This window comes from Symbiobacterium sp., assembly GCF_040797425.1.
In the GTDB taxonomy this organism is placed as follows: Bacteria; Bacillota; Sulfobacillia; order Symbiobacteriales; family Symbiobacteriaceae; genus Symbiobacterium.
The window spans coordinates 18534-40050 of record NZ_JBFNEH010000015.1; the positions used below are offsets into that span (position 1 = coordinate 18534).

Here is a 21517-nt window from a genome sequence, read left to right on the forward strand (position 1 = left end):
GGGCTCACCTCCTCACGATGCGGCGCTCAGAAGGCCCCGGGGGCGGAACCGGAGCATCGCCAGGAGCAGCAGGCCGTAGACCAGGAACCGGTACTCGGCCAGGAACCGGGCGGACTCGGGGATGGCAATCAGGGCCAGCGCCCCCACCACGGCACCCATGGTGCTGTCCAGCCCGCCCAGCACCACCATGGTCAGCACCTGCAGCGACAGGGCATGGGTGAAGGTGTCCGGGGCGATATAGGTGTACGAGTGGGCCAGGAGCACGCCCGCGAAGGCGGCGATGAAGGCGCTGAGGCCGAAGGCGATGGACTTGTACCGCTCCAGCCCCACGCCGTAGGCCCGGGCGGCCACCTCGTCCTCCCGCACGGCCCGGAAGGCGCGGCCCAGGTACGAACCGGACAGCCGCTCCGCCACCCAGACGCCGCCGATGAGCAGCAGCAGGGTGAGCCAGTAGAAGCCCGCGGCCGAGGCGATCTCCACGCCGAAGAGGGTAGGCGGGGCGATGTTGCTGATGCCGAGGGCCCCCCGCGTGAGCGACGTCCAGTTGAGCGCCACCAGGGCGATCCCCTGCCCCAGGCCGATGGTGGCCACGGCCAGGTACTGCCCCCGGAGCCGCAGGGCCGGGTAGCAGATCACCACGCCGATCGCGGCGGCGATCAGGGGCGAGACCACGAGGGCCAGCAGAAAGGGCAGCTGCAGCCGGGTGGTGAGGATGGCCGAGGCGTAGGCCCCCAGGGCCAGGAAGCCGGCATGGCCGAGGGAGATCTGCCCGGCCGTTCCGGTGATGAGGTTGAGGCTGATGGCCAGGAGGCCGAAGATCCAGGCGGTGGCCAGCACCTGGAGCCAGTAGCCGTTGCGGACGACCAGGGGCAGGACCAGGGCCGCCGCGGCCGCCGCGAGCAGCGCCCAGCGGGGACTGCGGAGCGGCCGCCCGATCGGGATAAAGGTGCCGACGGTGGGCTCTGGCAGCAGCGCCCGGGTAGCGGCGAAGAGACCGCCCGGCCGGAAGAGCAACACACCCAGCAGCAGGGCGATGCCGACCAGATCACGCCAGGTGGAACCCAGCCAGGCCACCGCCAGCGACTCCGCCGTGCCCAGCAGGTATGCGCCCAGGATGGCACCGGGGATGTTGCCCAGGCCGCCCAGCAGGGCGGCCGTGAAGCCCTTCAGGCTCGCGGAGAAGCCCATGGTGTGGTAGACGCTGTGGTAGTAGAGCCCCACCAACAGCCCGCTTACCCCCGCCAGGGCGCCCGCCATGGCGAAGCTGATGCGGCTCACCTGGTGCACGTCCACGCCCATCTGGAGGGCGGCCTCCCGATCCTGGGCGGTGGCCCGCACCGCCCAGCCCAGACGTGACCGCTTCAGGAAAAGCCAGAGCACCAGGGCCGTGGTCAGCCCCACCGCCAGGATCACCAGGTCCAGCGTGCCGATGAACCCGCCGCCCACCCGGAAGCGCACGTCGGCAATCGGGGCATGGAAAGCCTTGGTCTCGGGTCCCCAGATCAGCTGGGCCGCCTGCTCCAGAATGAGCCCGGCGGCGATGGTGGTGAGCAGGAGCACCGTCCGGCCGGACCCGGTGTAGGGGCGAATCGCCACCCGCTCCACCAGCAGCCCCAGCAGCGCGGAGGCAGCGAGGACCAGGCCCAGCGTGGGCAGCAGCGGCAGCCCGAACCAGGTGACCGCCATCCAGCCCACGAAGGCGCCGACCATGTAGATCGAGCCGTGGGCAAAGTTGATCACGTTGGCCACGCCGTAGATCTGGGTGATGCCCACCGCCGTCAGGGCGTACAGGTTGCCGACCACCAGACCGTTGATCAGCTGGTCCAGCATGCTCCCCCTCCTACGGCTCCCAGATCTCGAAGGCCCCGTTCCGGACCACGAGCCTCAGGTAACGGGGGTTCCGGAGGCGCCGGTCCTCGCCGAAGGCGGTGGTGCCGTACATCACGGTCTGGAGGTTCTCCGCCTTCTCCAGGCCGTCCCGCAGGGCCTTGCGGTCCACGCCCACCTCGTTCAGGACCGCAGCCAGGATCTTGATGCCGTCATAGGCCACCGCTGCAAAGTTGTCGGGCTCGACCCCGTACTTCTCCCGATACTTGCGCACGAACTCCTGCGCCTCGGGCCGGGGGTCGGCGGGGTGGAAGCGGGTGGCGGTATAGACGCCCTCCACCGCCTCGCCGCCCAGGGCGATGAACTGGGGCGAGTAAGTCGAGCCGATGGCCACCACGGTCACGTCCAGCCCGACATCGTCGATCTGCTGGGCGATGAGCGCCCCGTCGTTGTAGTAGGAAATCAGGATCAGCGCGTCGGGATTGGCGTCACGGGCCTTGGTGAGGACCGGGCGGAAGTCCTTCTCCGTGAGCAGGTATGCCTCTCGCAGCACGATCTCGGCTCCCAGGGACTCGGCCTTGGCGATGAAGAGGTCGGCCGAGGTCTGTCCCCAGTCCGTGTTCATATGCAGTACCGCCAGCCGCTTCTTGCCCAGGTCCTCCACGGCCAGGGTGGCCAGGAAGGGGGCGTCGTCCTCCTGGCTGCCGGAGTTGCTCCAGATGTAGTCGCCGGTCTTGGTGAAGTCCGGATGCGAGTTGGTAATGCCCAGCTGCACCAGGCCCGCCCGCTGGAAGATGGGCGAGGCGGCCATGGAGGCGGGCGAGCTGAAGTCGCCGATCACCGCCACGATGCGCGGGTCGCTCACAAACTTCTGGGCGACCGCCGGGGTCTGCTTCGGGTCGCTCTGCGTGTCTTCGAACACGTAGTTCAGCGGCCGGCCCTGCACGCCACCGGCGGCGTTGATCTCCTCCAACGCCAGGTCGAACCCCCGGCGCCAGATCTTCCCGTATTCGGCGTTGTCCCCCGTGAGCGGGCCCATGACGCCGATGAGGACCTCTCCCTGCGCCGCGTTCTGGGCCCCTGCCGGGCCCTGCGCCCCCGACGGGGTCGTAGGTGCGAGGCTACAACCGGCCGTCACCACCGCAAACGTCAGAACCCCCGCTAGCAGTACTCGGGCGTGTTGCGCCCTGCGCAGAGACACCAGAACCACTCCCCTTTCACCAGCAATATCATGTATTCCGGTCGGAATACGTTGCATTGAAGGGTAGCATTATTCCGCCTTCCAGTCAACTGGGTGATTAGGGAAAGTTCTGGTTTTCCGTCGGAGGAGTCAAAAAAGCCGGATGCCTTACAGCATCCGGGCCATCTCTGTGGGGGCTCAGGACCGCACCTGTGCCGCTGCATACACCAGCGCCTGCTCCAGGTCCGCCAGCAGGTCCGCGGGCTCCTCGATGCCCACGGAGAAGCGGATCAGGTCGTCCGTGATGCCCCGGCGGAGGCGCTCCTCGGGCGGCATCGACGCGTGCGAGTGGCGTGCGGGGACGGCGACCAGGCTCTCCACCGCCCCGAGGGAGACGCCCAGCAGCGGCAGGTGCAGCCGCTGCACGAAGGGCTCCGTCATCGCCGCGCTCACCAGGCGAAACGAGACCATGGCGCCCACCCCCGGGTAGTAGACCTCGGCCACCTCCTCCCGCTCCCGCAGCCACTCGGCGATGCGGGCGGCGGTGGCTGCCTGCCTCTCCACGCGGACCTGCAGGGTCTTGATGCCGCGCATCACCAGGAAGCAGTCCTGCGGGCCGAGCACCGCCCCCACGGCGTTCTGGATGAAGTAGAGTTCGTCGGCCAGGGCGGGGTCCCGGACGGCCGCCACGCCGGCGATCAGGTCGCTGTGGCCGCCCAGGTACTTGGTGGCGGAGTGGATCACGATATCCGCCCCCTCCTCCAGCGGGCGGCAGAAGCAGGGCGTGAGAAGCGTGTTGTCCACCAGCAGGCGCAGCTTGTGCTGCCGGGCGATCTCCGCCATCGCCCGCACGTCGGTCCGCTTCAGGAAAGGATTGCTGATCGTCTCCACCAGCAGCCCCCGGGTGTTGGGCCGCACTGCCCGCTCCACCGCCACGGGGTCGCTGGTGTCGACGAAGCTGGCCGTGATGCCGAAGCGGCTCAGCACCCGGGTGAGCAGGCGGTAGGTGCCGCCGTAACAGTCGTCGGTGACCACCAGGTGATCACCCGCGCGGAAGAGCATGAGCGCGCTGGTCAGAGCGGCCAGGCCGGACGCGAAGGCAAAACCCCTGACGCCGCCCTCCACCTCGGCGATGATTGCCTCCAGGGCCTGGCGGGTCGGGTTGCCGGAGCGGGCGTAGTCATACGGCCCCGGGGTGTTCAGGCCGGGCTGCCCAAATGTGGAAACCTGATAGATGGGCACGGCCGCCGCGCCGGTGGTGCGGTCCACCTCATGCCCCGTGTGCAGAAGCCTCGTCCCGAACTCCATCGCACTCCCCCTCCAATGCCTGCGCGAGGTCGGCGATCAGGTCCTCGGCGTCCTCGATGCCCACCGACAGCCGGAGCAGGCGGTCGGTGATGCCCAGCCGCTCCCGTACCTCCACCGGCATGTCGGCGTGGGTCTGCGCCCAGGGGAAGGTGATCAGCGTCTCCACGCCCCCGAGCGACTCGGCGAAGAGGATCAGCCGCACCCGGCGAAGCACCTGCGGCACCAGGCGCGGGTCTTTCACGGTGAACGAGAGCATGCCGCTCACGCCCGGGTAGAGCACCTCCTCCACCCGCGGGTGGCGCCGCAGCCATGCGGCGATGCGGGCGGCGTTCTGCTGGTGCCGCTCCATCCGGAGCGCCAGGGTCTTCAGCCCGCGCAGCACCAGCCAGCTCTCCTGCGGCCCCAGCGCCGACCCCACCGCGTTCTGGATGAAGTGGAGCCGTTCGCCCAGGGCGGCGTCCCGAACGATCAGCGCACCCGCCACCACGTCGTTGTGGCCGGCCAGGTACTTGGTGGCGCTGTGGACCACGATATCCGCGCCAAGCGCGAGCGGACGGCAGAGGCAGGGCGTGAGGAAGGTGTTGTCCACGATCAGCCGCAGGCCCACCTCCCGGCACAGCCCGGCGAGGGCGGCCAGGTCCGCCCGCTTCATGCGTGGGTTGGTGAGCGCCTCGACCAGGATCGCCCGGGTGTTGGGCCGGATGGCCGCCCGCACGGCCGCGAGATCCGTGGTGTCGACGTACGTGCGCGGGAGGCCGAGAACGTGATCCAGCAGCCGGTACGTCCCTCCGTAGAGGTCCTCCGTGACCACCAGGTGGTCGTCGGGCCCGAACAGCCGCAGCGCACAGGTCAGCGCAGCCATGCCCGACGTGAAAGCAAGGGCCCGGGCGCCTCCCTCCGCCCGGGCGAGGGCCTCCTCGAGGGCCGTTCGGGTCGGGTTGCCCGTCCGGCTATAGTCATACCCGGTGGACTCGCCCAGGGCCGGGTGCTGAAAGGTCGCCGACTGGTAGATCGGCACCGAGAGGGCGCCGTAGACGGGGTCCCGCCTGACGCCTGCGTGGACGAGGACCGTGTCGAGTTTCATGCGTCTCCCCCCTGCGACGTGGATAGGGCAACCAGGCCAGTGGGCGTTGCCATTTACGCCTATTCTCGCATTTCACGCGCCGGTTGCCATCCTGCGGGCGCCTGAGCCGGGGGTTCCCCTCCTCGGGCTCATGCTGTAGCCGCCTACCGTGCGGAACCTAAGTGCGGCAGCACACCGCTCTTCGGGCCGCGACGCCGGGCCAGACACCAGGCCCGCGCCGACCAGACAAAAAGCCGCACGGGCCCTGGGTCAGCCCGTGCGGCAGGTCCACAGTCTGGAATCGATCTCGGCCGGTCGCCCGGCGATGCGAGGCGACCGCCTGGCGTCACGGAGACGTCCAGTCCGCCAGCATGGCGCGCACCGAGCGGGACATCTCCACGCTGAAGTCCGCCTCCCACTTCCGCCGGCGGAAGGCGTCCAGCCAGCGCTCTAATTCCGCCCCCTCGAGACCCTGTCGTGCGGCCACCATCGCCGCCATGTCGCGGCTCTGGTAGCGGTTCGCGTGCACGATGTCCTCCACCCGGAAACGCGGGGGCTTCGCCCGCCGCCGCTGCTGCTCGGTGGGATAGCCGACGCAGAGCATCGTCACCGGCGCCACGTACTTCGGCAACCCCAGGAGCGCCTTGTGTTCCTCATACCGCTCCAGGATGTCGCCGATGTAACAGGAACCCAGCCCCAGCGCCTCGGCGGCCACTACGGCGTTCTGCGCGGCGATCAGGGCGTCGCAACAGGCCAGGAGGAAATCGCCGTACGACGGGCGCCGGGTCTCGGGGTTCGTCGCCTGGAACACCTGGAACCAGCGGCTGTAGTCGGCACAGAAGATCAGCACCAGGGGCGCCTGGGCGATGAAGGGCTGGTGGTCGCAGGTGATCGCCAGCGTCTCCTTCAGTTGCGGGTCCGTCACGTCGATGACCGAGTAGAGCGTCATGTTACCGGCGGTGGGCGCCTGGAGCGCCGCCTCCAGGATCGCCCGCTTCTTCTCCGGCTCCACGGGCCTTTCCTCGTAGACGCGTACCGACTTGCGGCTGTGAAGGGACTGCAGGATCTCGTTCATGACGGTCCCTCCCTAAGTGGGCTGTCCTCCGGACGTCGGGCGGCGCTGGCCGGGCATCCGCGGCCCGGGTCTGCGCAAAACGCAAAAGGCGCGGTGACGTGCACCGCGCCGCCGGGGCTCCCCCGGCCACTCGATTCTGGAGGTGGGTGTGGGATTTGAACCCACGAATAACGGTTTTGCAGACCGCCGCGTTACCCCTTCGCCAACCCACCGCGATGGTGCGAGAGCCGGGATTCGAACCCGGGACCTCACGGTTATCAGCCGTGTGCTCTGGCCTGCTGAGCTACCCTCGCGTGCGCCGCCGGTGCGCCGCCCGCAGGTCTCTATGGTACCCGATATCCGTCGTTACCGCAACCCAGTAATTGCTGCCAAGTGTAAGTTTTAATCATGGCAATATGTCGGCGGCGACGCCGTACGGGAAGCCGGCGCAGGGCCTTCCACCACGTCTCGGGCGGGTGCGCGGCAAGGGTACACCGCCGTCCCGTCAGCGGGACGGGACGGTCGACGGCTGCGAGACCGCCTTGCGGGGCCGCAGCGACAGCGACACCCCGGCGTAGAGGAGCAGGATGCCGGCCGTCTGGGTAAAGGCGAAAATCTGCGAGAACTCCATCAGGCCGGCCGCCGCGCCGCCGCTGGCGAAGACGAAGGTACCCAGGGCGATGAGCAGCGTGAACGCGGCCCGGGTGCGGACGAAGGAGATCAGCGCTCCCGCCAGGATGATCAGGGAGCCGCCGATGTTCTGCAGCAGGAACGGGAGCTTGATGGCCGCCGTCGGCGCCGACCGGAACGCCTCCGTGGCCACAACGGCCGGACCCGTGCCGCCGGTAAGCAGCGTGGCCGCCGCCACCCAAACCGTGAGCGCCACCATCACGGCGAGGCTCACCTGGCCGAACCGCTGATGCAGCAGGTACGCACTGCCCACGCTCAGGTACGCCACGCAGCCGCTGGCCGTGGACCAGTACAGCCACCAGAGCGCCGTTGGGATCTGTCCGGTCAGCTCGAAGTAAAGCTCGGGAAACGCCGCGCAGGCAATCAGGATGAGGCCGACGCCGTACCAGAGCGAATGCGGCCGCGGCCGGCGCGCATAGTGAAACAGCAACCGCCCGCCCAGGAGCAGGGACAGGACGACCAGCACGGTGTTGGCGATGGTGACCATCTACCCCACTCACCTCTCCCCGTTGCTCTTGGCCCCTCATATCTGGGATGGTATTGTGCATTTCGGGCATTGTCAAACCGGTCCGGTTGGTATCTCCCTCTCGGGTGCGCGCCCGATTCCGCGTTCGCACGGCAGAGGGGAGACGCGCAAAGGCGCCCCCGGCCCATTCCGGACCTGGAGGCGCCTTCTTCTCACGCTCAGTCCGCCTTGTTGATGCGGGCGGGACCCTTGTCCTCAATGCCGAAGTAGTGGGCGAAGACTGCCCGGGCCGCCGGCGACACCCACGAGCCGTGGGCGCCGCCCTCTACGAAGACGGCCACGGCGATCTGCGGGTCATCGTACGGCGCGTAGGCCACCGTGATCGCATCGGAATAAGCCTTGCCCGTCTCGGCGGAACCGGTCTTGGCCGCCACCGGGATCGGGAAGTCGCTGAAGACCCATGCGGCCGTGCCCAGCGCATGGCTGGCGCCCTTGCGCATGCCCAGCTGGACCTGGTTCCACGCCTCCTCGGTGGCCTCCACGATGCCGGCCACGACGGGCTCGTGCCTGTACACCACCTCGCCGGCTGCGTTGCGGGCCTCCTGCAACAGGTACGGCTGGTACCGCACGCCCCGGTTGGCGATCGTGGCGGTGTAGACCGCCAGCTGCAGCGGGGAGACCTGCACGTCGCCCTGGCCGATGGCCACCGAGAACACATGGCCCGGCTGCCACCGGTCGCCGTAGGAGGCCATGGTGGGCAGCACGCCCGGGTCCTCGTAGGGCAGGTCGATGCCCGTCGGCTGGCCGAAGCCGAACTGCTGCAGGAACTCGGCCAGCTTGTCGATGCCCAGGCGGTAGCCCGTCTCGTAGAAGTACGGGTTACACGACTGCGCCAGCGCCATGTCCAGGGCGAGATACCCCTGGTCCACCGGGTACCAGTTGGCGCGGGTCGGGTCGCGGTCGTAGACCACGTTGCAGTGCACGGTCTCGTACGGCCCCATCACACCGGCGGTGACGCCGGCGAGGCCGACGCCCATCTTGTAGGTGCTGCCCGGGGCGAAGCCCTGGATCGACCAGTTGATGAGCGGCGCCCCCGGCACGTTGATGTTCTGGTTATACTCCTCTTCCGTGAGGCCGACGGTCATCGCCTTGATGAACAGGTTCGGATCGTAGCTGGGCGTCTGGGCCATGGCGAGGACCGCGCCGGTCTTCACGTCCAGGGCCACCAACGCCCCCCGGATAGGCTGCGCCTCCGGGTCGTTCTGCGCCTTGATCCACTCAATGGTGGAGACCAGCGCCTGCTCGGCCACCTGCTGCAGGTCCAGGTCAAGCGTCAGGGTCAGGTCGTACCCGGGCTCCGGCTCGGTCTCCTCCACCGTGCCCACCGGACGGCCGGCGGGGTCGACCATCTTGACGCGCTTGCCGGGCTGACCCTGGAGCTGCTTCTCGTAGAAGAGTTCGATGCCGTCCTTGCCCACCACGGAATCGGGATGGTAGCCCTTGAACTCCTCGCTCTCCAGCTGCTCCTGCGAGATGGGCTGCACGTAGCCCACCACGTTGGCGGCCACCTTGCCGTTCGGGTACTTTCGCGCTGACTGGGTGACGATCGTCACCCCGGGGAACTCGCCCTGCCGCTCGATGAACTTGGCGACCACCGACTGCGACAGGCCGGTCTTGATGATCAGGTCCTCGGCCTGCCGCCCCTGGCGCTCGTGGATGCGCACCTGCTCCATGACGTACTCGCGGATCTCCTCGGCCGCCGCGGCATCGCCCTCGGCCAGGAGGAGGCTCAGTTCGGGCAGGATCTCGGCCACGTGCTCAGGCGTCTGGTCATACAGCATGGCAGCATAGACCGGCTCGCTGGTGGCCAGCGGCCGGCCGTCCCTGTCGTAAATGGCCCCACGGGGGCCGAAACTGGGCAGTTCCACATAGTGATGGCTGACGGCCCGGCTTACCCACGCCGCCGATTCGACCACCGTGAGGCGGTAGAGACGGGTGCCGGCCAGGCCGATCGTCAACAGGATGGCGCCCAGCATGACGAACACCCGCTTCTGCTCGCTGCGCAATCTCACCGCCCCCTGCTAGGCTCAGGGCAGCCACCCCCGCGGGTCGACCGGTTCACCGTCGACCAGAACCGTGAAATGGAGGTGCGGCCCCGTGGAATTCCCTGTGCTTCCGGAGTACCCGATGAGGTCGCCCTCGTTCACCCACTCGCCGGGGCTGACCGCCACCTGGCTCAGGTGCGCGTACATCGTCATGATCCCGTTGCCGTGGTCGATCTTCACCGCGATCCCGTAGCCGCCCAGCCAGTCGGCATAGGTGACCGTGCCGGCCGCGACGGCGGCCACCGGCGTGCCATAGTCCACGTCGATGTCCAGCCCGTCGTGCAGGTGCCAGACCCCGGTGACCGGGTGCGTCCGCCAGCCGAACTCGTCCGTGGTCCCCCGCCCCCAGGCCGGCCAGATGTCAAACCGGCCCGGCACAGAAGGCGTGCGGGAACCGCCGCGGCTGGCCACCATCGTGCGCCGGGACGGCGGCGTGCCGCCGGGCACGAAGACGATGTCGCCCGGCTTCAGGGCGTCTGCGTCCACGTCCGGATTGGCCGCCACGATCTCCTCGAAGTCGGCGTCGAACGCGTCGGCAATGCCCCACATCGTGTCGCCCGGGACGACCTCGTAGACCAGCGCATCCATCGTCGGGATCTTCAGCTCCTGCCCGATCTGCAGGATGTCGTCGGCGTACATGTCATTCACGTAAAGGAGCGTCTCGGTCGACACGCCGTAACGCTGGGCGATGGCCTCGATCGTGTCGCCCTCCACCACGGTGTAGGTGATCACCTTCGGCCTGGGCGCCTCGGCCTCGGCCGGAGACGCGGCCTCGCCCGCTGCGGCCGGCGGCAGTGCGGTGGCCAGTGCGGCCTCCGCACCGACCGTGTCCGGCACTCGGGCGGCGGTCTTAGCCTCATCCGCGCCGGCCCCTCCCTTGGCGGCATCGTTCGCCGCCCCTGAAGACGTGGAGTTGGGAGCCTGCGCGGGAAGCGCGGCCGGGCGGCCGGCCGCACCGACGCCGCTCAGCACCAGCGTCGCCAGGGCGACGCCGAAGATCCGGCGACGTAAGCTGTTCCCATTCGACGAAGTGGGGAGGCGCAAGAAAGAGCCCTCCTTCAGGTCATCTCACGGAGCATACTTGTACATTATATCGGTCAAAGAAGCCCCGTGGTATGGTTCTTCCGCCCTGTTTCCGGCCCTCAACGGTGGATCGGGCGCAGATCGGGGCCTACGAGCACGGTGCCAATCTCTTCCACCTCGATCCGACCGGCCGAAGCCTCCTGCAGTTCGGCCGTCACGGTCGCCTGGTCGGCTGCCCGCACGCGGAAGTCGAGTACCACGGCCTCGCCGAACTGGCTGTCCAACGTGAGGGCGCCGCGCTGCTGCAGCAGGTACTGCACCTTTCCGAGCAGCGCGTAGTCGATCCGGATCCGCAGATCGACGGCGGGGATGCCCTCGGTCACGCCGGCGGCCTCCACGCCGGCCACAGCCGCCTGGCTGTAGGCCCGCACCAGCCCGCCGGCACCCAGCAGGATGCCGCCGAAGTAGCGGGTCACCACAATCGCCGTGTCGGAGAGGCCCTGCTTCTCCAGTACCTCGAAGATCGGGCGGCCGGCGGTGCCGCTGGGCTCGCCGTCGTCGGACATGCGCTGGACCCCGCCGGCGGTGAAGGCGAAGCAGTTGTGCGTCGCCTCCTTGTGCTCGGTGCGGATCGCATTGATAAAGGCCCACGCCTCCGCCTCGGAGGTCACCGGGGCCACGTTGGCGATGAAGCGCGATTTGCGGATAACGATCTCGGCCTGCCCGCGGCCGGCCACAGTGCGGTACGGCACCACTTCACCCCTCAGCGCAGTGGTACACCTAATGAGTTTTCGAGGAGTGTCCGCCGCTCCCCTGCCTCAGACTAAAGAATTAACCGGTTTCCAGCCTGGAGGGATGTCCCGTGGACGCCGCGACAAACTGGGAAGATCTGCTCGCGGGGAGCGAACGGCTGAAAGAGGCTGCAGCTCAGTACGAGCGGTCGCTCACCGCCGAGGACTACTGGTGGCTGGGCGTCAGCCTCGCCGCCATCACCCTTGCGGACCTGCAGGAGAAGGAGTACGCCGTGCGCCGCATCCAGCAGCTGGTGGACCGGCTGGGCCGCTCCGGCACCGGTGGCGACTGGTTCCCGAGCTTTCTGGACGAGCTGGCCGCGCTGGACGCCGAGGGCCTGCTCTGGCCCCGCTACGAGCGGGATGAGCTGGGGCAGATGGTCCCGACCGGCGCTGCGGTGAACCCGGCCTTCGACGCCCAGGCCGGCTACGTGCTCGCGCTCGCCCACCTCGCCGTGGCGCAGGCGCTGAGCCGCGACGACCAGGCCGCCATCGCCGACCTGGCCCAGACGATCAGCGAAATCGTGCAGGAAGGCCTGCGCCCGGCCCATCGCCTCCGGGTGCAGGAGGCGCTGGCCGGCGGCGCAGATGCAGAAGAGCCCTGACGCGGCGGGCGCCCGGGCTCAGGCCTGTTTGCAGGCGTACATGCGCTCGTCCGCCCGATCGAGCAGTTGCTGCCACTCGGACTGAGGCGCCGTGTCCACCCCGATATCCAGATACAGCCGGGGCTCGTCCGGGCCCCGCTCCGCGTTCCAGGCCTCCACCCGCTTCATGATGCGGGCGGCAATGGCCTCGGCCTCCGGGCGGCCCGTGTCGGCGAGCACCACCAGGAACTCGTCGCCGCCGTAGCGCACGACCAGGTCTCCCGACCGGACGCTGCTGGTGATGAGGCGCGCACACTGCTGGAGGACCCAGTCCCCCGTCAGATGCCCCCAGCGGTCGTTGATCTGCTTGAACTTGCGGCAGTCGATGAGCAGCACCGACACCTGGCGGGCCTCGTCCTTCACCCGCTGCGCCCACTCGTTCAGGTAGTGCCGGTTGTAGACCCCCGTCAGGGCGTCACGCCGGGCGAGGCGCTCCTCCAGTTCGGCCCGCGAGATCGCGTCGGACACGTGGGCCGCCATCAGCTCCAGGAGCTGCAGGTCGTGCAGTTCGTACTGGTTCTTGCCCTCCCGGTCGACCCGCAGCACGCCGTAGAGGCGGCCGTTGGTCATCAGGGGCACGACCAGGATCGACTCGTCCTCCCGCGGGGTGCCGGGCACCTGAATCGAGCGGGGGTCGCTCATCGCGTCGTTGGTGAAGATGGACTGGCCGTGCTTCGCCACCCACCCCGAGAGCCCCACGCCCACCGCGACCGTGGCGTTCATGATCGCCTCGCGCGTCGCCGGGGAGAGCGGAACCTCGCTGTGCAGGTAATGGGGCCGCAGGGTCTGCGACTGCTCATCCAGGAGCAGCACAATGCCCTTGCTGCTGCCGGTGGCCCTCACGATGTGTCGGACGGCCGCCTGCACCACGTCCTGAACCCCGCGCGCCTTCAGCACCGGCAGCAGTTCCATGAGCCGGCGCAGGTGGTCGTTCTGGATCATCTGCTCCTGGTGGCGCAGGTAGAGCATCCGGGCGACCCCCACCACTCCCGCCACCGCTGCGACGAACATGAGCTGGAGAAGCGGGGAGGTGCCCCCGATGTGGGCGCCGACCACGGCGACACCCACGATCATCAGGTGCGCCGTGAGAAACTGCTTCCGGAAACGGCCGGCGGCCACGGCGGAGACGAGGATCATCGCCACGGGACCGGCCGGCACGGCGGGAAGGAGCCAGTAAAGCAGCACCGAGGGAACGTCCAGCAAGGCGATCAGGGCCCACGGCGTCACCCGCAGCTGGGGCCGCCAGACCGTGTCGAACAGCCCGAGGCAGCCGAGGAGGGTGCCGGCGAGGCAGGCCCACCAGGCAACCGACCAGAGCCGGCCGTGCACGCCGGCGAGGCCGGCCACGAGGGCGATCGCCGTCGCCAGTGCCGCGAGAACCGGGAACAGGAGCCGTGCTCCCCCGCGCAAACCAGCGATCTCCTCCGTGAGGCCCGGTTGTCTCTCTGCCATGCCGTCCCCCCCCTTTCGGGGCATCCCTGTGCTTTGGTTCTGTTTTCGCCATCCAATTTCGCTTCCCCTTCCACCCACCCCCCGGTGCGCTGCAGACACAAGAAAGCCGGCCAGCCGTTCCGACTGGCCGGGGACCAGGCTTCACTCTTCGTCCCGGGAAGGTGGTGGGTCCGGACTGCGGCGAAACGGCCCGGGCGGAATGTCTTCTTTCAGCAACGGCACGACCTTGCCTCTGCGGGTGCCCCGGCCCGACGACCGGGACAGCCGTTCCCGCGCGCTCAGAGCCTGCTCCAGCCGGTGCACCCGGTAGATCAGGTAAAGCACGGCCACAAGCTGTACCAGAACCAGAAACTGCAGCGTCTCCATCGCACACGCCTCCCCGGCAGCTAGGGCACTTATTTAGACGTTCGCCGCCCGAATTTCGTTCGCGCCGGGGACGCCGATTCCTTCGGCGGGGCGGCGAGGGCGCGGATCAGGCAGCGGGAGCACTCGCCCGAGCAGCCTGCGGGCACCGCCAGCGCCGCCAGGCAGCGCACGCAGCGGGTCGCTCCCGGTTCGTTCGGGTATCCGCAGCGGGGGCAGACGCCGCTGCCGTCGCACGTCGCGGCCATCCTTCATCCCCCCCTTCGTCTACCAGGGGAGCAACCGGTGGAGGAGGCCGCCCAGGAGAATCGCCAGAGCCACGTCGGCCACCCACATGGCAGCGCCCTGCCTCTTGCCCCGCTCCTTGAAGATGATCAGGATCGACGCGATGCACGGGGTAAACAGCGTGATGGTAATCACCGCCACCAGCGCCTGGTGCGGGTTGAGACCCATGTCGAGCAGGCCGGCGGCGCCGAAGTCCCGTCGCACAAAGCCCATGATGAAGGCCTGCGCGGCGGCCCGGGGAAGGCCCAGCCAGCCCTCCGTGACGGGCGCAAACCACCGGGCCAGCGCATCCAGGGCGCCGGTCTGCTGCATCACCGAGATGAGCAGCGAACCCGCGGCGAAGAACATCCAGGCTTCCGAGAGGAAGCTCTTCGACTTCAGATAGGTCTTCTGCAGCACGTTCTTGATCCGGGGCAGCCGGAGCGGCGGCAGGTCGATCATCAGGTCGGAGGAGGTGCCGGGCAGCAGCCGGTTGAGCAGGGCGCCGGTGACGCCGTAGACGAGGAGCAGCAGGGCGATGAAGGTGGCGATGTACGCCGGCCCGAGCGGGGCCAGCATGACCGTGATCACGCCCAGCTGGGCCGAGCACGGGATCGCCAGGGAGAGCAGGAAGGTCGCGATCGTCCGCTCACGCTCCGTGCCCATCAGCCGGGTGGTCACGGTGGCCATGGTGACGCAGCCGAGGCCCAGGATGGTCGGGATGATCGCCCGCCCGTTCAGGCCCACCTTGGTCATCAGCCGGTCCACGAGAACGGCAACGCGCGGCAGGTAGCCCGAGTCCTCCGCCAGGGCGAGGAAGAGGTAGAAGCCCACCACCATGGGGAGCAGCAGACCGAGCAGGTAGGCGACGGTCATGGTCAGCAGGCCGAACTCGCCGATCAGGATCTGGCCGAGGAACGACTCCGGGAAAATCCACCGCCCCACGAGGTCGGTGACCCAGGGGACGTAGTACTCGCCCATCCAGACCTCCTCGGTGACGCCCACCACGTCCTGGGCCACCCACACACCCAGCACCTGGTACATCAGCAGCAGGAAGCCGGCGAGGAGCACCAGGCCGCCCAGCGGGTGGAGCGTCAGCCGCCCGAGGCGTGTGGAGAGGCTGGCGCCGGAGGAGCTCTCCCGGATCACCCGCTCGGCGATCTCGTCAGCCCGGCGCCGGCGCGCCCGATAGATCTCCTCCCGGAGGCCCGGGGCGGGCCGCCCGAGGCGCTCGCAGGTGGCGGAGTCGTCTTCGAGCCACATCACGCCGTCGGCGGGGGGCAGATCCACCGGCAGCCGGGCCGCCACCTCCGGGGTCGGGATGCCCCGCCGGGCCCTCCCGATGGCGGCCTTGAGCTCGGCGATGCCCTCGCCCCGCACGGCGATGGTGGGAATCACCTCCACACCCAGCTCCGCCGACAGCCGCTCCACGTCGATCTCGAGGCCATTCGCCCGCGCCTCGTCCATCAGGTTCAGCGCCACCACGACCGGGAAGCCCATGTCGATGATCTGAAGCGTGAGGAACAGGTCCCGGTCGAGGTGGGCGGCGTCCACCACGTTGACGATGGTGTCGGCCTGCAGGATCATCTCCCGCGCGACCCGCTCTTCTTCATTGAAAGCGGAGACGCCGTACACGCCCGGGGTATCGAAAATGCCGACATCGCCCATCCGACCGGAGGCGATGTCGACCGTGGTACCCGGGTAATTTGAGACTTCAACATAAACGCCCGTGAGGGCGTGGAAGATCGCAGACTTGCCCACGTTGGGGTTTCCGACAAGCACCACCTTGGCCGCCCGGGGAGGAACGTCGACGGCTGCGGCCGCACCGTGGCAGTGTGCGCTGGCCATCTCCTTATCCCTCCACCAGTTCGACTGTGATGCGGTGCGCCAGATTCCGCCCCAGGGCCATCTCCTGCTTGCCCTTGCGCACCACCACCGGGCCGCCGGGAAGCACGGCCTGGCATGCGGCCCGCGCCCCCTCGGCGATGCCGAAGCGAATGGCCGCCAGTCGGGCGTGCGGGTCATCGATGGTACGGATGATGAAGACCTGTCCTGGCCGGGTCTGATCGAGTGTCATGTCTGCCTCATCCTCGGGATTGAGAATCGTTATCGTTCACCTCTATTTAACCTTGGGCTGCGCACGCATTACAAGACACCAACGCACGCATTTATGATGTAAAGTAGTAGGGTGATCGTACTACTCGTCACGAATACTCCTCCCGTGGAGGTGACAGCGACCGGGTCCCTGCCCTCCCCCCGGGCACCGGTGGGTGCGGTCAGACCTGCGGCCGGGATAGTACTTTCGTGCCTCCCCCCGCTTCCCTGCACAGGACTACAATGGGAAACACCAGTATATTTTGCCAGGGGTGAGTATTGTGCCCGACGTGGATACGGTGGTGCTGCCCCTGATTGCGGCAGGCGTGGGCTTTCACCTGGCGGTGAGTTGGGCCCTGCTCTGGCGCTACTACCAGGCCCGTGAGCGCTCGCTGCTCTCCTGGGGCGTGGGGTGGCTTGTGCTTGCCGTGCACGTGCTGGGCATGCTCCTGGCCGAGGCGGGCGTCTCCGGGGCCCCCCTGCTCCGGGACATTGCGCTGGCGGCGGCCGCACTGGGCTTCCTCGGCGGCCAGGTGGAACGCTCCGGGCGGGGGCCGGCGGCCATGCGGCCCCTTGGGCTCGTGGGGATGCTGTTCCTGGCGGCCGGCTTCGGCGTGGGCGTCGCGCTGGGCGACCCGCTGGGGCTCTCGGCGGCCACCGTAGTAGCCGTCGCACTGGGCGGGGCGGCGTGGCTCGCCCTGCCGGTCCAGCCGGAGGAGCGGCACAGCCTGCCCCAGTGGCTGCTGTTCGCGGGCTACGCCGTCGGCGCGCTGCGGGCAGTGGGCGCTGCCGCCTTCGGGCACCCGATCGCCCTGGACGCCGGCGGCCAGGCGCTCTTCTCCCTCCTCTTCTCCGCTGCGGCCGCCTGGCAGTCGTGGGAGCACGAACGGGCCGTGCGTCTCTTCTCCCGCACCCTCGAGCGGCTCAACCGGCCGCTGAGCTTGCAGGGGGCTCTGGACGAGGCGCTCCGGCTGGTGGCGGACATGCTTCAGGTGAAGGAAGGATGGATCCTCCTCCGCACCGAGGGACGGGGCGGCCCCGAGGGCACCTGGACCATCGGTGCGGTCTACGGTTTCCCCGAGTGGGCGCAGGTCGGCGTACGCGCTCAGCACTTCCCCATCGACCGCTGCCTCTGCCTGCGCCACCTGAGCGGGTCCGCGCTGGTGACGCAGGTGCGGGACCTCGCCTGCGTGCGCGCCACCATGGAGGTGGGCCACCCCAGCGGGCGGCACATCACCATCCCGCTGGGGCAGGACGGCAAGGTGGCCGGCATCATGGTGCTGATGGTGCCCCCCTCCCGCTACATGAGCCCCGCCGACCGGGAGATCCTCACCGCCCTGGGCGAGCAGATCGGCCTGGCCATCGACCGGGCGCGGCTCTACGACCAGCTGGAGGAGAAGGAGCGCCTGCGCAGCCGCCTGCTGGCGCGGCTCATCACCGCACAGGAGGACGAGCGGCGGCGCATCGCCCGCGAACTCCACGACGAGACCGGCCAGGCGCTCACCGCCCTGGTGGTCACCCTCGACTTCCTGGCCCGCCACCCGATGGACGAAACGGCCCTCCGCGAGCGGCTCGCGGGCGTGAAGGAGATGGCCGAGGCCAGCCTGGCCGAGGTACGGCGGGTCATCCATGAGATGCGTCCCACCGCGCTGGACGACCTCGGCCTCGAGGCCGCCATTCGCTGGCTCATCCGGCGTTACGAGCACGCCGGGCTCAAGATCACGCTGGAGGCCGAGGGCCTGGACGACCGGTTGCCCGACCACATCGAGATCACCGTGTTCCGGCTGATCCAGGAAGCCTGCACCAACACCGTGAAGCACGCCCATGCCCGGAACATCCACATCCGCCTGCTGCGGCAGGGCGGGTGGGTGACGGTGGAGGTGAAGGACGACGGCGCCGGTTTCGACCCGCGCCGCCGGGGCGAGGGCGTCGGCCTCACGGGCATCCGAGAGCGGGTCACGCTCGCCGGTGGCGAGCTGAAGATCGAATCCAGCCCCGATAAAGGAACCCGCGTGTACGCCGAGCTACCCGTGGAAGGAGTGGTTGATGGTGGCTATACGGGTGCTGATCTGCGACGACCACATGATGGTGCGGCAGGGCGTTCGCATGGTGCTGCAGTCTGAGCCCGACCTGGAACTGGTCGGCGAGGCGGGCCGGGGCGAGGAGGTCGTCGAGCTGACCAAGCAGCTCAGGCCCGACGTCGTGATCATGGACATCTCGCTTCCCGACATCAGCGGCATAGAGGCGACCAAGCGGATCAAGGAGGCGGTGCCGGAGACGCGCGTGATCGGCCTCACCATGCACGAGGAGGAGCCCTACGTGCTGGAGTTCCTGCGGGCGGGGGCCGACGCCTACATCGTGAAGCGCTCCGCCGCCGCCGACCTGGTGGGCGCGATCCGCGCGGTGATGGAAGGCCAGGCCGTGCTGGACCCGGCCGTGACCCGTGCCGTGGTCTCGGGCTACGTCTCCCGGCCCAACCCGGCTGCCGCACGCGCCCAGGAGCCGTGCCCGCTCACCCCGCGCGAGCGGGAGATCCTCATTCTGGTGGCCGAGGGGCTCACCAACGCCGAGATCGCGAAGCGGCTCTTCATCAGTGAGAAGACGGTCCAGACCCACCGGTCCAACATGCTGGACAAGCTGGGCATCCACGACCGCACGGAGCTGGTGCGCTACGCGATCCGCCAGGGGCTGGTGGAACCGTAACCGGTTGACACCCGGGGCGGATGAACCGTAGAATCAGTTGCGTAATCGGCTCGTCAGTCAGGGGTTGCCCATGAACTGGATTACGGAGATCATGGAGGCGTTCGGGTACCCGGGCATCGTCCTGGTGATCCTGATCGAGAACCTGTTCCCCCCGATTCCGTCTGAGATTGTGCTGCCCTTCGCCGGCTTCATGACGACGCAGGGTAGCCTCACGTTGTTTGGCGTGGTGGTGGCCGCGACCTTCGGGTCGGTGCTGGGAGCCCTCGCCCTCTACGGCGTCGGCGTCTGGTTCGGCCGCGACCGGATTTACCGGATTGCGCGGCGCTACGGCCGCTGGCTCACCGTCGGCGAGCAGGACGTGCAGCGAGCCGAGGACTGGTTCGCCCGGTACGGAATCTGGACGGTCTTCTTCTGCCGCATGGTGCCCGTGCTGCGCAGCCTGATCTCCATCCCCGGCGGCCTCGTGCGCATGAACCTCGCCGTGTTCGTGCTCTACACGGCCCTGGGATCGGTCATCTGGAACCTGTTGCTCTCGGGCGTCGGGGCCGTGCTGGGGGCGGCGTGGCCGGCGGTCTCCCGCTGGGTGAACCTCTACCAGGACGTGGTCATCGCGCTGCTGGCGCTCGCCGTGGCCGCGTTCCTCCTCTACCGCCTGGCGAGCCGAAGGGAACGCTGAACGATCAAGAGCCGGCGCTGCCACCGCAGCACCGGCTCTTCGCTTTCGTATATCTACCGCCTGCGGCGGGACGGACCCGACCGCAGCACCAGCTCCACCGTTCCGTTCTCGCCCACCTCGGGTGTGTAACGGTTTCCGTCCGAATCGCTGACCTGGAGCCGCTCGATGTACCAGGAACCCCGGCTCTGCGCCAGAGCCTCCAACTTGCTCAGCACGTCCTCGCGGCTGATGGCAAGCGTCTTGCCTCCTCCGTGCTCCAAGATCGACCAAACGTCCACCGGAACTCCCCCTTTCCCCACAGATCCAACCCTCGCCGGCGGGGGCCGGTAGCACCCCGGCCGCGCTGCGGTTTGCACCCGCAGTGACTTTGCTCATGACCATCCTATCTTACACCAGCCCGCACACCAACACAACCCTGAGGCGCACCTGTTTGTACTCCTGTAACGTCTCAACATGCGAGGAGGTGTCGGCTTTGGTCCTCGTCATCGGCGGCGATCACCTGGGGTCGATCGGACAGAATCTGCTGAACATGGGCTTCAAGGCCGTCAAGCACGTTACCGGGCGCACCGAGCGCCGGGTCGAGATTCCCGCCGGCACCGAGTTGGTGGTCGTACTTATCGATTACGTCAACCACAATATGGCCCGCTGGGTGAAGGAACAGGCCAAGGCCAGGCAGGTGCCCATCATCTTCAGCCGGCGGTCCTGGAGTTCGATCTGCTCATCGCTGCAGAACTGTACGGACTGCCCACACCGGGCCAACTGCAGGGAAGCCCGCGAGTCGACAGCCGCCTGCTGAGCACAGGGGCCGCCACCCGAATCGGGTGGCGGCCCCTGAAACATGTCTGTCCTCACTTCGTCAGGCCGTGCCGGCCTCCTCCTGTGCCCGGCCGATGGCCAGGAGGAAGGCTTTGAGCACGTGAGGGTCGAAAGCATCACGCAGCGGGCCCGTCATCATCGCCTGCGCCTCGCCGGGGTCGATGCCCTCGCGGTAGACCCGGTCGGCAGTCAGGGCGTCGTAGACGTCGGCCACCGCGCAGATGCGGGCGAAGTAGTGGATCTGCTCGCCCTGCAGCCCCAGCGGGTAGCCCCCACCGGCCCAGCGCTCGTGGTGCTGCAAGGCCACCAGTGCCGTCTCCGGCGGCAGGTCGGGATGCTCCCGCAGCAGGATCCACCCCAGCGTGGGATGCTGCCGCATCACGGTCAGCTCGTCTGGGGCCAGCGGGCCGGGCTTGTTCAGGATGTGGGCCGGAATCCCCGCCTTGCCCACGTCGTGCAGCAGCGCGCTCATGGCGAGGTCGACCAGGGAGTCGCCCCTGAGGCCGAGCGCGTGGCCAAGCAGCGTCGCAATCACGCAAACCTCGACGGAGTGCATCAGGGTGTACTCGTCGGCCCGCCGCAGTTCCTGCAGGGGCAGGGCCACCGCCGGATGGCGGGAGACCTCGCGGACCACCTGCAGCACGCCCCGCCGGAGGCCCTTCACCTCCAGCTGGACCTGCGGCAGCTGAACCCCTTTCGCTTCGACCAACGGAGCGCCCCAGACGGAGCGGGTCGCTTCCCGGAGTTCCACCAGCAAATCCCGCCGGACCCGGCGCGACGCTTCGCGCACGGCCCGCTGCAGCGGCCGGCCGGTGAGGTAGACCGACTCCACCCCGTGCTCGGCGAGCAGGTCCAGGAACGTCCGGGTGAGCCGGACGCCGCTCGACAGGAGAACCCGTCCGTCCTCACTCAGCACGTCCTTCGCCAGGCAGTCCCCCGGCTTTGCCGCACTCAGGCGCACCCGACGCACTTTCGTCAAACGGATTCGCCTCCCCCGT

The 21517-nt window shown here is 68.6% G+C and carries 20 protein-coding genes and 2 tRNA genes; 5 read left to right on the top strand and 17 right to left on the bottom strand.

The window, feature by feature from the left end; all coding sequences use genetic code 11:
* Positions 1 to 12: 12 nt before the first annotated feature.
* The 11 genes from AB2385_RS06640 to AB2385_RS06690 all read right to left on the bottom strand — a co-directional run bounded on the left by AB2385_RS06640 (position 13) and on the right by AB2385_RS06690 (position 11468).
* Positions 13 to 1830 (bottom strand): ABC transporter permease, encoded by a 1818-nt coding sequence (locus AB2385_RS06640; RefSeq protein ID WP_367654169.1) that lies wholly within the window; start codon positions 1828 to 1830, stop codon positions 13 to 15.
* A 10-nt stretch (positions 1831 to 1840) separates the two neighbouring features.
* Positions 1841 to 3028, bottom strand: a complete 1188-nt coding sequence (locus AB2385_RS06645; RefSeq protein ID WP_367654170.1) for an ABC transporter substrate-binding protein — start codon at positions 3026 to 3028, stop codon at positions 1841 to 1843.
* 177 nt (positions 3029 to 3205) lie between these two features.
* Complete coding sequence (locus AB2385_RS06650; protein WP_367654171.1) at positions 3206 to 4315, bottom strand: PLP-dependent aspartate aminotransferase family protein; 1110 nt, start codon at positions 4313 to 4315, stop codon at positions 3206 to 3208.
* The gene (locus AB2385_RS06655; protein WP_367654172.1) at positions 4278 to 5399 is read right to left on the bottom strand and encodes a PLP-dependent aspartate aminotransferase family protein; all 1122 of its coding nucleotides are present in this window, start codon (positions 5397 to 5399) and stop codon (positions 4278 to 4280) included. Before AB2385_RS06655 ends, AB2385_RS06650 begins: the two co-directional genes overlap by 38 nt.
* A 325-nt stretch (positions 5400 to 5724) precedes the next feature.
* A complete protein-coding gene (locus tag AB2385_RS06660; RefSeq protein WP_367654173.1) occupies positions 5725 to 6453 on the bottom strand; it encodes a nitroreductase family protein in 729 nt (242 codons plus the stop codon).
* Positions 6454 to 6590: 137 nt separating this feature from the next.
* A tRNA-Cys gene (locus AB2385_RS06665) sits at positions 6591 to 6665 on the bottom strand.
* Between the two features lie 4 nt (positions 6666 to 6669).
* A tRNA-Ile gene (locus AB2385_RS06670) sits at positions 6670 to 6746 on the bottom strand.
* A 191-nt stretch (positions 6747 to 6937) separates the two neighbouring features.
* On the bottom strand, positions 6938 to 7609 hold the full coding sequence (locus AB2385_RS06675; protein WP_367654174.1) for a hypothetical protein: 672 nt from the start codon (positions 7607 to 7609) through the stop codon (positions 6938 to 6940).
* Between the two features lie 197 nt (positions 7610 to 7806).
* Positions 7807 to 9654: a penicillin-binding protein 2 gene (gene mrdA / locus AB2385_RS06680; protein ID WP_367654175.1), complete on the bottom strand. Its 1848-nt coding sequence runs from the start codon at positions 9652 to 9654 to the stop codon at positions 7807 to 7809.
* Positions 9655 to 9675: 21 nt separating this feature from the next.
* Positions 9676 to 10737 (bottom strand): peptidoglycan DD-metalloendopeptidase family protein, encoded by a 1062-nt coding sequence (locus AB2385_RS06685; RefSeq protein ID WP_367654176.1) that lies wholly within the window; start codon positions 10735 to 10737, stop codon positions 9676 to 9678.
* Positions 10738 to 10835: 98 nt separating this feature from the next.
* The gene (locus AB2385_RS06690) at positions 10836 to 11468 is read right to left on the bottom strand and encodes a YigZ family protein (RefSeq protein ID WP_367654177.1); all 633 of its coding nucleotides are present in this window, start codon (positions 11466 to 11468) and stop codon (positions 10836 to 10838) included.
* Between the two features lie 110 nt (positions 11469 to 11578).
* Between AB2385_RS06690 and AB2385_RS06695 the strand changes: the two genes are divergently transcribed.
* Positions 11579 to 12112 carry a hypothetical protein gene (locus AB2385_RS06695; RefSeq protein WP_367654178.1) on the top strand — a complete coding sequence of 178 codons (534 nt, stop codon included), beginning with the start codon at positions 11579 to 11581 and terminating at the stop codon, positions 12110 to 12112.
* Between the two features lie 18 nt (positions 12113 to 12130).
* Here AB2385_RS06695 and AB2385_RS06700 read toward each other — a convergent pair whose 3' ends face one another.
* The 4 genes from AB2385_RS06700 to AB2385_RS06715 form a co-directional block, all read right to left on the bottom strand.
* Positions 12131 to 13603, bottom strand: coding sequence for a diguanylate cyclase (locus AB2385_RS06700; RefSeq protein WP_367654179.1), 1473 nt, complete (start codon positions 13601 to 13603; stop codon positions 12131 to 12133).
* Positions 13604 to 13744: 141 nt separating this feature from the next.
* Positions 13745 to 13969, bottom strand: a complete 225-nt coding sequence (locus tag AB2385_RS06705) for a hypothetical protein (RefSeq protein WP_367654180.1) — start codon at positions 13967 to 13969, stop codon at positions 13745 to 13747.
* 264 nt (positions 13970 to 14233) lie between these two features.
* Positions 14234 to 16078 (bottom strand): ferrous iron transport protein B, encoded by a 1845-nt coding sequence (gene feoB, locus AB2385_RS06710; protein WP_367654181.1) that lies wholly within the window; start codon positions 16076 to 16078, stop codon positions 14234 to 14236.
* 4 nt (positions 16079 to 16082) lie between these two features.
* Positions 16083 to 16307: a ferrous iron transport protein A gene (locus tag AB2385_RS06715; protein WP_367654182.1), complete on the bottom strand. Its 225-nt coding sequence runs from the start codon at positions 16305 to 16307 to the stop codon at positions 16083 to 16085.
* 298 nt (positions 16308 to 16605) lie between these two features.
* On the opposite strand from AB2385_RS06715, the gene AB2385_RS06720 reads away from it, so the two are divergent.
* The 3 genes from AB2385_RS06720 to AB2385_RS06730 all read left to right on the top strand — a co-directional run bounded on the left by AB2385_RS06720 (position 16606) and on the right by AB2385_RS06730 (position 19703).
* The gene (locus AB2385_RS06720; protein ID WP_367654183.1) at positions 16606 to 18447 is read left to right on the top strand and encodes a GAF domain-containing sensor histidine kinase; all 1842 of its coding nucleotides are present in this window, start codon (positions 16606 to 16608) and stop codon (positions 18445 to 18447) included.
* Positions 18374 to 19027, top strand: a complete 654-nt coding sequence (locus AB2385_RS06725) for a response regulator (RefSeq protein WP_367654184.1) — start codon at positions 18374 to 18376, stop codon at positions 19025 to 19027. The genes AB2385_RS06720 and AB2385_RS06725 overlap by 74 nt, the downstream gene beginning before the upstream one ends.
* A gap of 70 nt (positions 19028 to 19097) precedes the next feature.
* On the top strand, positions 19098 to 19703 hold the full coding sequence (locus AB2385_RS06730) for a DedA family protein (RefSeq protein WP_367654185.1): 606 nt from the start codon (positions 19098 to 19100) through the stop codon (positions 19701 to 19703).
* Positions 19704 to 19756: 53 nt separating this feature from the next.
* On the opposite strand, the gene AB2385_RS06735 is transcribed toward AB2385_RS06730, so the two are convergent.
* Entirely contained in the window at positions 19757 to 19981 is a 225-nt protein-coding gene (locus tag AB2385_RS06735; RefSeq protein ID WP_367654186.1) for a hypothetical protein, read from the bottom strand.
* A gap of 194 nt (positions 19982 to 20175) precedes the next feature.
* Between AB2385_RS06735 and AB2385_RS06740 the strand changes: the two genes are divergently transcribed.
* A complete protein-coding gene (locus AB2385_RS06740) occupies positions 20176 to 20499 on the top strand; it encodes a DUF2325 domain-containing protein (RefSeq protein WP_367654187.1) in 324 nt (107 codons plus the stop codon).
* Between the two features lie 60 nt (positions 20500 to 20559).
* Here the strand turns inward: AB2385_RS06740 and AB2385_RS06745 are convergent, their stop codons facing one another.
* Positions 20560 to 21489: an HD-GYP domain-containing protein gene (locus tag AB2385_RS06745; protein ID WP_367654213.1), complete on the bottom strand. Its 930-nt coding sequence runs from the start codon at positions 21487 to 21489 to the stop codon at positions 20560 to 20562.
* Between the last annotated feature and the right edge of the window lie 28 nt (positions 21490 to 21517).